This is a genomic window from Trinickia sp. NRRL B-1857, from assembly GCF_050470685.1.
In the GTDB taxonomy this organism is placed as follows: Bacteria; Pseudomonadota; Gammaproteobacteria; order Burkholderiales; family Burkholderiaceae; genus Trinickia.
Map to the genome: position 1 here is coordinate 1,576,544 of NZ_JBFLUK010000011.1, position 12,689 is coordinate 1,589,232.

The following is a 12,689-nucleotide window of genomic DNA, read 5'->3' on the forward strand; positions in this document are numbered from 1 at the left end:
CTTAAAAGCAGCCGTCATCTACCTCTCCGACCTCCGCGAGCCGAAGAGCAAACGCCGTGGCGAAGCCTCGCTACATTGACCAGCGACTCTAGGGAAACGGGGGAGCCAAAAGCTGACAAGTTCTGACATCGAGGCTCGAGCGCCGGCGTGACGTTCGGTTCTCTGCATTCGCGATACCGCGTGGGTGGCCTAAAGTTTTCGGGTATCCCGCCGTAAAAGCGGCTAAGGCTGCGTGGAACCTGTGCCGATCGGACGGTATTGCGGTGGAGGGAGTAGTGACCATGAAAAGGTCACACCGCAACAGGCGCCCCATTGGAGCAGGAGTCGAGATATCGGCTCGAACTTGCGCCTGCCACGTCAAGCAAAACGAAGAATGGTTCTCAACGCACAGGCACCTGTAGGACACAGATATGGGTAAGGTTTTGCTGCTCGACGATGAGGTCGAGTTGCGCGAAGAGATAGCCGCCTTTCTGGAAAGACGTGGCTGGCTGGTCAGTCACGCAGGGACGGTCGCGGAGTTTCGAGCGTTGGCGATGCACGCCGACATCGCCGTGGTCGACGTAATGTTGCCCGACGGCAATGGTTTCGAGGCCGCTTCGTGGTTGAGGGAGAAGCGCGATAGTTGCGGAATCGTCATGCTGACTGCGCGCGGCGAAACCCACGACAAGGTGAGCGGGCTGACCGGCGGCGCGGATCATTATCTAGTCAAACCCATCAAGCTGCTCGAACTTGAAGCGATTCTTCGAGCCTTGACTCGAAGGGTCGTGAGCAACTGGCGCCTCGACCGGCAAGCCGGCGCGCTCGTTGCACCGCAAGGCAACCGCCTGGAAGTATCCGCCGGTGAAAGCGCGCTGCTCGAATTGCTCGCCAGCCATCCGTCGCAGCCGGTCAGTCGTCGCCAGATCGCGGAGTGCTTCGGCTACAAATGGCTGGACTACGACGAACGAAGGCTCGAAGCGATGGTCAGTCGCCTGCGCCAGCGCTGGCGCAGCGAAGCGGGTACGGAATTACCGCTCAAGACCGCGCATCGTATCGGCTATACGTTCGCCGAGCCGCTGGCGCTGACTTGAACGTCGGACGGCAGAAAAATCCTCGCGCGGCAGCCCCGGCCCGGCGCACTATCCAGGCTCAGCGAACCTCCCTGCATCTCGATCATTCGCAGGGCAAGCGGCAAACCAAGCCCGGTTCCGGGCTTCTGACCGACATTCTGGCCGCGATAAAAGCGCTCGAAAACGTGAGGCAGGTCGGCCTCGGCAATACCCGGGCCGTTATCCTCCACCTCGAGTTCAACGCCGCGCTCGACCCGCCTTCCACGCAGCACGACATGCGTGCCTCGCGGCGTGTATTTCACCGCGTTGTCGGCGAGCGTGCGCAGGACGAGGCGCAGCAGGCTCGCGTCGCACAAAAACGCGCCCTCCAAGTCATGTGCTTCGACCTCGAGATGGTGCCCTTCCGAAAGCAGGCTTGCCGCAGCCGCAGCATCTTGCAGAACGGGCACCAGCTCGGTAGGCGTCGCTCGAAAACCGCGCCGTAGCAGCTCGAAGCCATCTTCATGCAGCGAGTCGTTCACGAGCACAGCCAACCGCTGCGTGGCGCGGAGGATCTTCTGATACCGGGCAGAGGTAAGCGGATCGCGACGTGAGTCGTCGAGGTCGAGATTTTGCGCAGTGGCATCGATCACGGCCAGCGGCGTTCGCAGCTCGTGCGAGACAGTGGCGAGAAACTGCCGCTGCTCGTCCTGCGCTCGCCGTTCCAGCGCGAGGGATTCCTCGACCTGCTCCATCGCCTCCCTGAGCGCCTGAGTACGCAGTGCGACCTTCGCTTCGAGATCGCGCTCGGCCTGGAGTGCAACGCGCAGCGCTTCGGCCTGCGCGGCCTCTTTCTCTGCCCGCATGTCGGTATAGCGCCAACTGATCGCCGAATTCATGATCAACATGAACGCCAGCATCCCGAGATAGGTCGCGTTGTCGACGAGAAGCCCCGGGGCGACCCACCCCACGTTGCGTGCGACACGCAATGCGGTACCGCCCAGCAGTAGGATCAAAACGAACAGAAATACGCGGGCCGGCTTTTGCCCACGCGAAACCAGCCAGATGACGACCGAGAGCGTGATCATCAGCACGGCCAATTGCCACAGCATGTACAGCGGCCGCACCCACCAGACGTTGAACACGAGCATCCACGGAGCGGCGAGGACCGCGGCCGCGAGCGTGACCCAGCAAAATGCAACCGTCTTGCGCCGATAGGGTAATTCGAACAAACCAAGATAGTCGGCAGCGAACAACGTACCCGCCGGCGTCCCGAGCAGCCAGCTCCATAAATAGATTGCATCGCTCGCGGATGGGGAGCCTGGCAGAAGATACTGATAAAGGTATCCCTCGGCACCGAGTGATGTGAACAGATTCACCAGCACGCTCAGCCCGAAGAGGCCGAACGACGGATTGCGCGTGACGCGGTAAAGCCAAATGCTCGAAATAAGCAGGACTGCGTGCGCTGCGAAGAATAAGCCGAATAGCAGCGACTCGCTGCTCATCGCCGAAATGAACACCTCGGGCGACCACATCACCATGGAGAAGCTCATCGTGCTGTGGCTACGTATTCGCAGATACAGCGTGACGGGTTGGTCCGGCGGCAGATCGATACGAAACAGCGGCTCCCGATACGCTATGTCGCGCTGAACGAAGGGCTGTGTATTTGCGACACCGTGCTCCTGATATCCCGCGTCTTGCCGCGGCAGATATAAGGTGACATCCTTCAATAAGGGCGAGCGCAGATCCAGCAGCCAAACCGGGGAGGACTGTACGGGGCGGATCACCGTGATCCTAAGCCAGACTGTGCCTTTCGCGTAGCCAAGAGCAGGAGCGGCGTGTCGTTCTTGAAACGCCGCACTCACTTCCGGTTTCGATAGCTGGTCTACAGTAAGTGCGCTAGCTGGGTCGCGCAGCAACGCCCATTGCTCGAGATCGACGCGCCCGGAATCGGGCAGGCGCACCGCGGCCGACGCCGGCACGTGCGCAATCCAGCAGAGCAACATAACCCGGAGAAAATTGGAGATCGTCCACCCATTGCTCTTTAGCAAGACCGCAATCTTGCAGAACCAGGTCAGGTCACGTTCATGGTGCCGCGCGTGGCTGGCGGTATTCATAAAGGCTTTCTTCAGTCGGATATCCGGCTTGCACGAGGGGTTGGCGGTTTGGCGCTTCGGCTTGCACGTGCGCCGCAAACCGCCCCGCATCTTCTCACCACTACGCCGGACGTTGCTTGACGAGGCGCAGATCATAGGCCAGTCGACACGAGATTCCAAGCCGTTTGGGAACTCCGCTCGATTCGTACGAATACCGGATGTTCGTGAAAGGCACGAACTTAGCAACGAAGATGGAGTCGTTGCGTTTAAGCCCCACGGATAGTGGGTTCGGCGCCGCGATGCCGGAGGACGTCGTAGGTTGGATCAGCCTGCACGCGTTTCCGTTATTCCATACCGAGGGTCATTGGGGCCGAATTAGGGGCGAGTTCGACTCGCCCCCCACTATCACGCCTGCTTCAACTGCGTCCCAACCGGCAGCTTACGCACGCGCGTACCCGTCGCCGCATAAATCGCATTCGTCACGGCAGGCGCGAGCGCCGCGGTTCCGGGCTCGCCGATCCCGCCGGGCGCTTCGCTGCTCTGAACGAGATGCACTTCGATCGGCGGCGCCTCATTCATCCGCAGCACGCGATAGTCGGTGAAGTTCGACTGTTCGACGCGCCCGTCTTTCAACGTGATCTCGCCGTAAAGCGCCGCACTGATACCGAACACCACGCCGCCTTCGATCTGCGCTTCGATCGTCTTCGGATTCACCGCCATACCGCAATCGACTGCACAGACCACGCGTTTGACGACGACTTGACCTTGAGCATCCACAGCCACGTGAGCCACCATCGACAAGTAGCTGCCGAACGCATGCATGACCGAGACGCCCCGGCCCTCGCCTTTCGGTAAGGGCTCGCCCCAACCGGCCGCGCGCGCGGCGACGTCGAGAACGTTCAATGCACTCGGCGTTTTATCTTTGAGCAGATCGCGCCGGTATTGCACGGGATCGATCCGCGCCTGCGCCGCCAACTCATCGACGAAGCTCTCCACGACAAAGGTGCCGCGTGTCGCACCCACGCCGCGCCAGAACGCCGTCGGCACCGTGCGCGGTTCCTGGCGAACGTAGTCCACCCATTGATTCGGAATCGCATAAGGCAACTCGGCGGCCACTTCGACGGCATCAGCATCGACGCCGTTGCCGACCGCTCCGGGCGCGAAGCGCGCAAAGATTGACGATCCGACAATGCGATGCTGCCATGCGACCGGCCGTCCGCTCTCGTCGAGCCCGGCCGAGATGCGATCGTAGTAATACGGCCGATACATGTCGTGCTGAACGTCTTCCTCGCGGGTCCAAAATACTTTGACGGGCGCATCCACCTGCTTTCCGATCTCGAGCGCCTGGACGATCATGTCGACCTCGAGGCGCCGCCCGAACCCGCCGCCGATCAAGTGGTTATGCACCGTGATCTTTTCGAGCGGCAGGCCCGTCACTTTTTGCGCAGCCTGAGCGGCGAATCCCGGTACCTGCGTACCCACCCAAATATCGCAGCCGTCGCGCCGCACGTGCACCGTGCAATTCATCGGCTCCATCGTCGCGTGGGCGAGGAACGGCTGTTCGTAGACGGAGTCGATATGCTGCTTGGCCGTGCCGAACGCTTTCTCGGCGTCGCCTTCCTGGTGCGCGACCGCGCCGCGCTTTTGCGCCGCGCTCGCCAGATCGTCGACGATATCCTTCGTCGACAAGGCCGCACCCGGGCCGCCGTCCCACTTCACGTCGAGCGCCGCCGCGCCGCTCTTGGCCGCCCAGGTGTGGTCGCCTACCACCGCGACGATGTTGGTCAGTTTGACCACTTGCCGAACGCCGCTGACCTTCTTAGCGGCCGAATCGTCGACGCTCGCAACCGTACCGCCTAGAACGGGACAATGCACGATCGCCGCGTAGCGCATCCCAGGCACCCGCGCATCCAAACCAAAGCGAGCGGACCCATCTACCTTTTGCGGCGAATCGAGCCGGTTGGTCGGCTTGCCCACCAGCGTGAACTGCGCAGGGCTTTTGAGCTTGACGCCCGTGGGCACCGGCATCTTCGCTGCCGTATCGACGAGCTCGCCATAGCCGATACGACGCCCCGACGAAACGTGCACGACGTAGCCTTGCTCCGCTCGGCACGTCGCGGCATCGACTTTCCAATGCTGCGCCGCGCTGGCGACGAGCAGTTCGCGCGCGGTCGCGCCCGCCTCTCTCATCGGCTGCCACGCGTAGCGGATCGAAGTCGAGCCGCCCGTGACTTGCCCGCCGCCGAGCAACGGATCGCCGTACAGCTTCGCATTGGGCGGCGCATGATCGAGCGCTACGCTTTGCAGCGGCACCTCCAACTCCTCGGCGATCAGCATGGGAATCGCCGTATAGACGCCCTGCCCCATTTCGACCTTGGGCATGATGAGCGTCACGCCGCCCTGGCGGTCGATTCGAATGAACGCATTCGGCTCGAGCACACCGGTGCGCGGCAATGGCTGGGCATCGCCGATCGGTACGCCAACCCGATTGCCGCCTTTCGCCGAGGCCGGCACACTGAAACCGAGCAGCAACCCGCCGCCCGCGGCAGCGCCGACCGTGATGCCATATTTGAGGAACGTGCGGCGCGATACGCCGGCCTTTGAAGGCGCGCTCACGCGCCCGGCTTCGAGGAGACCTTGCGACATGTCATGCCTCCCCGGCGGCATGTTTGATCGCCGCGCGAATACGGTTATAGGTCCCGCACCGGCAGATGTTGCCCGACATCGCCTCATCGATATCGGCATCGCTCGGATGCGGGTTTGTCGCGAGCAGCGATGCGGCCGACATCACCTGCCCGGACTGACAATACCCGCATTGCACGACGTCGAGTTCGGTCCACGCCGCTTGGACCTTGCGGCCGGCCGGCGTTTCGCCGACCGCTTCGATCGTCGTGATCTTTTTGCCGACGACAGCCGAAACCGGCAAAACACATGAGCGAACGGCCGCGCCATCCAAATGAATCGTGCAAGCGCCGCATTGCGCAATTCCGCAACCGAATTTAGTGCCCGTCAATCCTACGAGATCCCGTATTACCCAAAGCAACGGCATATCGTCAGGCGCATCCACTACATGGGTTTTTCCATTGATCGTCAGCGTCGTCATGAGCCCTCCGGCTATTGCCTAAGCGAATTGAGGTCGATTACGAAGCGGTACTTTACATCGCTCTTCAACATTCTGTCGTAAGCTTGGTTGATGCTTTGCATGGGAATGATTTCGATATCCGAGGTAATCCCGTGCTGACCGCAGAAATCGAGCATCTCTTGCGTTTCGGCAATACCGCCGATCAGCGAGCCGGCCAGACGACGCCGCTTGAAGATCAGGTTGAAGACTTGCGGCGACGGATGGTCGTGCTCGGGCGCGCCGACCAGCGTCATCGTCGCATCGCGCTTGAGCAGTTGGATGAACGGATTCAAGTCGTGCTGGGCCGCCACCGTATTGAGGATGAAATCGAAACTATTCGAGTGGGCCTCCATTTGGGCCGAATCTTTGGAAATCACGACTTCGTGAGCACCCAAACGCTTTGCATCTTCGACTTTCGAAGGAGAGGTCGTAAATAGCACGACATGCGCGCCCATTGCACGCGCCAATTTCACGCCCATATGCCCAAGACCGCCCAAACCGACGATACCGACCTTTTTGCCTGGGCCGGCTCCCCATTGGCGCAGGGGCGAATAAGTCGTAATTCCGGCGCAAAGTAGCGGCGCGGCTCCAGCCGCATCCAAATTGTCCGGCACGCTCAATACGAACGCCTCATCGACGACCACGCTGGTGGAATAGCCGCCGTACGTGATCTCGCCGCTGACGCGGTCGACGCCGTTATAAGTGCCGACGAAGCCGTTTTCGCAGTATTGCTCGAGGCCTTCGGCACAGCTTGCGCAGGTGCGGCACGAATCGACGAGGCAGCCCACGCCGACCAAGTCGCCGCTCTTATAGCGCGTGACGCCGGCGCCGACCTTCGTTACGCGGCCGACGATCTCATGTCCGGGCACGACGGGATAGACCGTATTGCGCCATTCGTTGCGAGCTTGATGCAGGTCCGAGTGGCAGACGCCGCAAAACAGCACTTCGATTTGCACGTCGTGATCGCGCACGTCCCGGCGCTCGATATCGAATGCGGCAAGAGGAGAGTTGGCGTCGTGCGCTGCGTATCCGTGAGTCTTGTACATGGGGGTTCGCTCCTGCAAAATGCGCGCTCCGACATGGAGCTTCGCAGGGGCAAATAGTAGGAAGCGGCGTGCCCGCAAGCCAATGCCTGAATCTATCGAACGCTTGCCTTTTTCTCTTGAGCCCCGGCGGGAAAGCAAAATCGGCGCTATATTTTCAGCCTGATTCTCCTAACGCTTATGCTCCGCCGCCATGTCCCTTCAAGCCCCGCCTCCTAGTTTCGCCGGCCCTGCTCAGGCGCGCATGGTGCACTTGCTCGGCAAGCTCGCCCCCGACGAGGGGTACACGCATTCCGCGCTCGACGGCGTAAAGTTCATGCGCACGAATGTCTCGATCCCGCGCGTGCCGGTGATGTACGAACCGTCGATCGTGATCGTGGCGCAAGGCCGCAAACGCGGCTTTCTCGGCAGCCAAGCCTTCACCTACGACGCGCAGCACTATCTCGTGCTCGCCGTGCCCCTGCCGTTCGAGTGCGAAACCGAAGCCACGCCTAACGAGCCGATGCTGGCCATTTCGATCCGCGTGGATCTTGCCGTCGTGGCCGAACTGTTGATGATGCTCAACGATACGCGCGGGCCCATCGATAGCGAACCGCGAGCCGTCTACGCCACACCGCTCGATGCGACGCTAAGCGACGCCGTGCTGCGGCTTCTCGAATCGCTATCGTCGCAGCACGATGCCCGCATTCTCGGCCCGGCGATCGTTCGCGAGATTTGCTACCGCGTGCTCACGGGATCGCAAGGCGACATGATTCGGGCGGCGCTGACCCAGCAAGACCATTTCGGCAGGATCGCGAAAGCCTTGCGGCGCATACACCAGGATTTCGCGGGTAACCTCGACGTCCCCACGCTCGCGCGCGAAGCCGGAATGAGCTTGGCCGTGTTTCACGCGCAATTCAAAGCCGTGACCGAAACCTCGCCGATGCAATACGTCAAGACGACGCGTCTACACCACGCGCGTTTACTGATGGTTCAGGACCGGCTGAACGTCAGTGCGGCCGCCACGCGCGTGGGCTACGAAAGCGCGTCGCAGTTCAGCCGCGAATTCAAGCGACTCTTCGGCACGAGCCCGGCTGACGACGTAAAGCGCATGCGCACCGGAGGCGAGCCGAGCATGAATGCGAAGCCGCAATATGCGAAGCGCGGCCAGTCCTGCTTCGTCACCGCGGACTGAGCCGCGCTCGCGCTGCACCGACTAGCGGGTGGCATCCCCGAAACGGTACGGGTGCGTCAACGCGTCGAGTTGCGCCTTGAGCTGCGGATCCAGCACGAAATCGACGGCGGCCAAAGTATCGGCCAATTGCTCGGGGCGGCTGGCGCCAAGGATCGCCGACGTTACAGCAGGATTGGCCAGCACCCAAGCGACGGCGAGTGTCGAGAGCGACACGCCCGCGTCGGTCGTCAGCTTTTTCAACGCTTCGATCGTCTCGAACTCGCGCTCGTGCCAATAACGGTCCTGGTACAACTGCCCGGCGGTGCCGACCGTGAAACGCCCTTCCGGCGGCGGCGTGTCGCGCCGGTGCTTGCCCGTCAGCAACCCGCCCGCGAGCGGGTTATAAGGTAGGACTGCCAAACGTTCTTCCTCGGCAAGCGGCAGCAGTTCGCGTTCGATCTGACGAAAGAGCAAGTTATAGCGCGGCTGAACCGACGTGAAGCGGACCGTGCGCAATGCATCGGCCCGCCCGAGCGCTTTTGCCAGACGATAAGCGAGGAAATTCGACACGCCCACGTAGCGCGCGCGGCCCGAGCGGACGATGACGTCGAGCGCCTCGAGTGTTTCGTCGAACGCGGTCTCTCGATCGTCCGAATGCAACTGGTACAGATCGACGTAGTCGGTGCCGAGCCGGCGCAGCGAGGCGTCGATCGCGTCTAGCAGGTGTTTTCGGGAAGCCCCTTGGTCCCAAGGCGAAGGACCCATTTTGCCGACGGCCTTCGTTGCGAGCACAAAGCCGTGCCGCTTGCCCTTGAGCCACCGGCCGACGATTTCCTCCGTAACCCCCACGCGCGTCTCCCCGCCTCCGAGCGGATAGACGTTCGCCGTATCGATGAACGTCACGCCGGCCTCGGCAGCGGCATCCATGATTCGGACCGAGGTGGCTTCGTCGATCTGATATCCGAACGTCATCGTCCCGAGGCAGGCGCGCGACACGCTCAAACCGGTTGCGCCGAACTTACGGTATTGCATCGCTTTCTCCCAAGCACGCCGCCTTAGACGGCCAAAGCGAAAGCATAATCCCTCTGCCGAAACGATGCGTTCGGGGCGCGCGGGCCACCCCTGGCCCGCAACGGCGAGCTGCGCTTACGACTATTTCGATGCGGAGGCGGGCGCGGGTTGCTGCGCGGCGGCTTCGCTCGCGGCGCGGGCCTTTTTAGCCGCTTCATGATGGCCGATCGCGCAGCCCGCGGCAGCGCCCGCCACACCGTGTTTGCCGGCGACATGGCCTACCGCGCCGCCCACCACGGCGCCCTTCATACATCCCTTTGCTTGAACTTGACCGGCACACAAGCCAAGCGCGAGAACGGTAACGCAAGCGACGATTTTCTTCATTGCGGCTCCTTTCGAACGTATTGCTCCGACTATTGCAACGTTCGTACCCAACGCTGCCGGGCCGGCCGGGGCCACATCCAATGCCGCGAAACGGGACCGAATGATTGCCTTATTCGCTCGATCGCCGCGCGAGCGAGCGCCTTATCCTGTACGAACTGAAAATGGTGCGCCGCGCGGACCGCACCTGAACAATCATATGGAGCGATAGGAGCAATATGTCCCCCCCTGCTCATGCGTCGAACGAAGCCGCTCGAATCGCCCTGTTGCGATCGTTGGATATTCTCGACACGCCTCCGGACGAGCGATTCGATCGATTGACGCGGTTGGCCAGGCGCCTATTCGACGTCCCCATTTCCACCGTCTCGCTCGTCGATACCGATCGACAGTGGTTTAAATCGTGCATCGGGCTTTCGGTCGACGAAACGCCCCGCGACATCTCGTTCTGCGCGCATACGATTCTCGACGACGATTTGCTCGTCGTCGAAGACGCGCAATTGGACCCACGCTTCGCCGACAGCCCTATCGTCACCGGCGATCTCGGCGTACGGTTTTATGCAGGAAGTCCGCTCACCTTGAACAAGAACCTTCGAGTGGGCGCCTTTTGCCTCGTGGATACGAAGCCTCGTAAGCTCGATGCGACCGAGCGCGACTTGCTACGGGATCTCGCTCGTATCGCCGAGCGCGAACTCGAAGTCTTGCAGCTCGCGGCCACGGACGATCTGACCGGGCTTTCCAATCGCCGCGGTTTCGAGGCGCTGGGTCATCACGTACTGGCACTCACCAAGCGGGCTCGCTCGCGCGCATCGTTGCTTTACTTCGATCTAAACGGCTTCAAGCAGATCAACGACGTCTATGGCCACGCCGAAGGCGATCGAGCCATCGTCGGCTTTGCCGGGGTATTGCGCGGCGCGATGCGCGAAACCGACGTGCTGGCCCGCCTTGGCGGAGACGAGTTCGTGGCGCTGGTCGCGGGCGCTCAGGCCGGCGACGAAGCGCAAATCATCGATCGCGTTCGCCTGGGCGTGGCCCGCTACAACCGCGACGGTCGGCGCGGCTACGACCTGAAATTCAGCGTGGGATACGCGCCCTGCGACACGAACGACGACACGTCGATCGCCGAACTGATCGATATCGCCGATCGTGCGATGTATGCGAACAAACGGGCGGTGCGCGAAAAGAGCGTCCGATCCGAAGCGAGTGCGCTAGTCCCGGCGCAATAGCGGGTCTCGACGGTGCGAACGAAGTAAACTATCGGCCGCCCGGCGCCCTTGCCGAGCGCCAGGCCGATTTTTATTTTCACGAAGCGCACCGTGCAAGCACAAGTCCAACCGCCCGTAGCCGATTCCCCGCTCGCAGCTCCCGCATCGTCCTCTTACGCACGCAAGGCGCTGCTTGGGTCCGCGCTCGGCTACGCGATGGACGGCTTCGATTTGCTGATCCTCGGATTCATGCTGCCCGCCATTCGGGCAGCACTGCATCTATCGCCCGAACAAGCGGGCGCGCTCGTCACATGGACGCTCGTCGGCGCCGTTGTCGGGGGCATCGGCTTTGGTCTGCTCAGCGATCGCTTCGGCCGCGTGCGCGTATTAACTTGGACGATTGCGGTCTTTGCGCTATTCACGGGTCTATGTGCGGTTGCGCGAGGTTTTTCCGATCTGCTCTTTTATCGAACGATGGCCGGTGTCGGCCTCGGCGGAGAGTTCGGAATCGGTATGGCGTTGGCCGCCGAAGCGTGTCCTCCTCGAGAGCGTGCGCGCTTTTCCTCTTACGTTGCACTCGGGTGGCAAGCCGGCGTGCTCGGCGCGGCGCTACTCACACCGCTTCTGCTTCCGTTCTTGGGTTGGCGCGGCATGTTCGCCCTCGGCCTGGCGCCCGCTCTCGTAGCCTTTGTAATGCGACGCACACTGAGCGAGCCGGAAACGTTCGTTCGACGAACGCCGGAGCGGATCGGGTTCGCCGAGCGAATTAAAGCGCTATTCGGCGATGCCCACTCGATTAAATCGAGCGCCGCGTTGTTCGTGCTCTGCTCGATTCAGAACTTCGGCTACTACGGCATCATGATCTGGATGCCGACGTTTCTCTGCGCGAAGCTCGGCTTCTCGTTGACGCGCTCGGGGATGTGGACGGCGGTCACCGTTCTAGGCATGATGGCCGGCGTCTGGTGCTTCGGCCAGCTCGCCGATCGAGTGGGCCGCAAGCCCACGTTCGTCCTCTATCAAATCGGCGCGGCGGTAACGGTTGTCCTTTATGCACGGCTGACCCAGCCCGCTTCGATGCTTTGGGCCGGCGCGGTCATGGGCGCGTTCGTCAACGGGATGGTCGGCGGCTATGGCGCGCTGCTCTCGGAACTCTATCCCACTCGCGCACGCGCCACTGCACAAAACGTCTTGTGGAACGCGGGGCGTGCGGTCGGCGGCCTTGGCCCGCTGGTTGTCGGCGCCATCGCGAGCCGCTACTCCTATCCCGTCGCAATATCGACACTCGCCGCACTCTACGTGCTCGACATCGCGGCTACGATTTTCCTGGTCTCCGAACGCAAAGGCCATGCGCTCGATTGAGTCGGTTCCCCTCGACGCCATGACATCCGCCGAAGGTAATCCGTGTCTTGCCGAATTTCGACAACGCATTCATTCTCGGCATTCAGTCAATATTTCACATATTTAACTCCACTCGGAATCAATTACCATAAAAAATATACAGACCAATCTACTAAAGACCGTAGGAAAAACGTTTCAAGATTTCGCAAAAAATAAAAAATAGAAATGAAGTTGACACGGCGAGCCTTGCCCACCTAATCTCTCTCGCATCGCCGTCAAACAATCCGGACACGTCGCGCGAAAGCAGGATGACGTC

The 12,689-nt window shown here is 61.6% G+C and carries 10 protein-coding genes; 4 read left to right on the forward strand and 6 right to left on the reverse strand.

Features of this window, described 5'->3' with window-relative positions:
* The first annotated feature begins 422 nt into the window (after positions 1-422).
* Complete coding sequence (locus AB1286_RS27390) at positions 423-1,070, forward strand: response regulator transcription factor (protein ID WP_430366347.1); 648 nt, start codon at positions 423-425, stop codon at positions 1,068-1,070.
* Here the strand turns inward: AB1286_RS27390 and AB1286_RS27395 are convergent.
* The 4 genes from AB1286_RS27395 to AB1286_RS27410 form a co-directional block, all read right to left on the reverse strand.
* Entirely contained in the window at positions 1,037-3,145 is a 2,109-nt protein-coding gene (locus tag AB1286_RS27395; protein WP_430366348.1) for a sensor histidine kinase, read from the reverse strand. The two genes, AB1286_RS27390 and AB1286_RS27395, sit on opposite strands and share 34 nt — an antisense overlap.
* A gap of 384 nt (positions 3,146-3,529) precedes the next feature.
* Positions 3,530-5,770: a molybdopterin cofactor-binding domain-containing protein gene (locus AB1286_RS27400; protein ID WP_430366349.1), complete on the reverse strand. Its 2,241-nt coding sequence runs from the start codon at positions 5,768-5,770 to the stop codon at positions 3,530-3,532.
* Position 5,771: 1 nt separating this feature from the next.
* Positions 5,772-6,227 carry a (2Fe-2S)-binding protein gene (locus tag AB1286_RS27405; protein ID WP_430366350.1) on the reverse strand — a complete coding sequence of 152 codons (456 nt, stop codon included), beginning with the start codon at positions 6,225-6,227 and terminating at the stop codon, positions 5,772-5,774.
* 11 nt (positions 6,228-6,238) lie between these two features.
* Complete coding sequence (locus tag AB1286_RS27410; protein ID WP_430366351.1) at positions 6,239-7,291, reverse strand: NAD(P)-dependent alcohol dehydrogenase; 1,053 nt, start codon at positions 7,289-7,291, stop codon at positions 6,239-6,241.
* A 190-nt stretch (positions 7,292-7,481) separates the two neighbouring features.
* On the opposite strand from AB1286_RS27410, the gene AB1286_RS27415 reads away from it, so the two are divergent.
* Positions 7,482-8,462, forward strand: a complete 981-nt coding sequence (locus AB1286_RS27415) for an AraC family transcriptional regulator N-terminal domain-containing protein (protein ID WP_430366352.1) — start codon at positions 7,482-7,484, stop codon at positions 8,460-8,462.
* A 21-nt stretch (positions 8,463-8,483) separates the two neighbouring features.
* Here AB1286_RS27415 and AB1286_RS27420 read toward each other — a convergent pair whose 3' ends face one another.
* Both AB1286_RS27420 and AB1286_RS27425 read right to left on the reverse strand, forming a co-directional pair.
* Entirely contained in the window at positions 8,484-9,473 is a 990-nt protein-coding gene (locus AB1286_RS27420) for an aldo/keto reductase (protein ID WP_430366353.1), read from the reverse strand.
* Positions 9,474-9,593: 120 nt separating this feature from the next.
* Positions 9,594-9,836 carry a hypothetical protein gene (locus AB1286_RS27425; RefSeq protein WP_430366354.1) on the reverse strand — a complete coding sequence of 81 codons (243 nt, stop codon included), beginning with the start codon at positions 9,834-9,836 and terminating at the stop codon, positions 9,594-9,596.
* Positions 9,837-10,051: 215 nt separating this feature from the next.
* Here AB1286_RS27425 and AB1286_RS27430 point away from each other — a divergent pair, with 215 nt between their 5' ends.
* Together AB1286_RS27430 and AB1286_RS27435 are read left to right on the forward strand one after the other, a co-directional pair.
* A complete protein-coding gene (locus AB1286_RS27430; protein ID WP_430366355.1) occupies positions 10,052-11,056 on the forward strand; it encodes a diguanylate cyclase in 1,005 nt (334 codons plus the stop codon).
* Between the two features lie 195 nt (positions 11,057-11,251).
* Positions 11,252-12,394, forward strand: a complete 1,143-nt coding sequence (locus AB1286_RS27435; RefSeq protein WP_430367339.1) for an MFS transporter — start codon at positions 11,252-11,254, stop codon at positions 12,392-12,394.
* Positions 12,395-12,689: the final 295 nt, after the last annotated feature.

Bases quoted from the DNA above. Each gene is read 5' to 3' on its own strand.
- AB1286_RS27395 (WP_430366348.1), bottom strand. From the start codon at position 3,145: ATGAATACCGCCAGCCACGCGCGGCACCATGAACGTGACCTGACCTGG.
- AB1286_RS27400 (WP_430366349.1), bottom strand. From the start codon at position 5,770: ATGTCGCAAGGTCTCCTCGAAGCCGGGCGCGTGAGCGCGCCTTCAAAG.
- AB1286_RS27405 (WP_430366350.1), bottom strand. From the start codon at position 6,227: ATGACGACGCTGACGATCAATGGAAAAACCCATGTAGTGGATGCGCCT.
- AB1286_RS27410 (WP_430366351.1), bottom strand. From the start codon at position 7,291: ATGTACAAGACTCACGGATACGCAGCGCACGACGCCAACTCTCCTCTT.
- AB1286_RS27415 (WP_430366352.1), top strand. From the start codon at position 7,482: ATGTCCCTTCAAGCCCCGCCTCCTAGTTTCGCCGGCCCTGCTCAGGCG.
- AB1286_RS27420 (WP_430366353.1), bottom strand. From the start codon at position 9,473: ATGCAATACCGTAAGTTCGGCGCAACCGGTTTGAGCGTGTCGCGCGCC.
- AB1286_RS27425 (WP_430366354.1), bottom strand. From the start codon at position 9,836: ATGAAGAAAATCGTCGCTTGCGTTACCGTTCTCGCGCTTGGCTTGTGT.
- AB1286_RS27430 (WP_430366355.1), top strand. From the start codon at position 10,052: ATGTCCCCCCCTGCTCATGCGTCGAACGAAGCCGCTCGAATCGCCCTG.
- AB1286_RS27435 (WP_430367339.1), top strand. From the start codon at position 11,252: ATGGACGGCTTCGATTTGCTGATCCTCGGATTCATGCTGCCCGCCATT.